Below are 791 nucleotides of genomic sequence, written 5' to 3' on the forward strand. Positions count from 1 at the left end.
AATTCTTTTTACTGGGCTTGGCTATTAATACCAATAAATCAAATAGGCACACTCATAAAAACAGACYTATCAAAAAAGCATAATAGAAGCTTAAAACCTTATGTATTATTAACTACTATATTTGTGTTAATATGGATTGCTTTAATACCAACTTATAAATATTTTATAAAATATATAATGAATGCTCAAAATCTTGAATCGGTTATGAACTTGATTATGATACTTTTYCCTTTTTATATATGCTATGCATACTACACCATCATTTCAAGTTTATTATATGCAATAGGTCAAATAAAATATATGCTATTACAATCTTTTTTAGTTAATACTTTCTTTAATATTCCATATTTTATTTTATATTTAAAAGGTGTATATGAAATAACATTATTAAATATAACATTGATATTTGGCTTAGATATATTAATATCAACTGTGATAATATATATAATTTATTTCACTATGATAAGAAAATTAAAGAATAATGAAATATAATTAAAAAAGCGTAAGCATTAAAAAATACCTACGCTCTCTAAAACATTAAATAATATTATTTTAATATATCTAAAACCTGAGAAGGGAAATACCATTTAGATTCATTGTAAACAACTACACCGTCTAAAGTTTTTTTCTCTCCATTTACAATTATTATATTTCTATTTTTCATTATTTGAGCRGTTTTATCTCCAATATGCATAGTAAGTATATTACCGTCTGATGTTAATTCCACACCTGCCTTTTTTAATTCATCTTCACTCATAAATAATTTTTTTGTAGCTTCATCTAAATTTATT

At 22.7% G+C, this 791-nt stretch carries 2 pseudogenes; one reads left to right on the plus strand and one right to left on the minus strand.

Annotated features, from left to right (window positions below):
* Positions 1–492: pseudogene (locus GQX97_RS12930) on the plus strand (multidrug transporter); the annotation flags it as partial.
* A 55-nt stretch (positions 493–547) separates the two neighbouring features.
* Here GQX97_RS12930 and GQX97_RS12935 read toward each other — a convergent pair.
* Positions 548–791, minus strand: a pseudogene (locus tag GQX97_RS12935) (alkaline phosphatase); the annotation flags it as partial.

The organism is Brachyspira sp. SAP_772, assembly GCF_009755885.1.
Classification (GTDB): domain Bacteria; phylum Spirochaetota; class Brachyspiria; order Brachyspirales; family Brachyspiraceae; genus Brachyspira.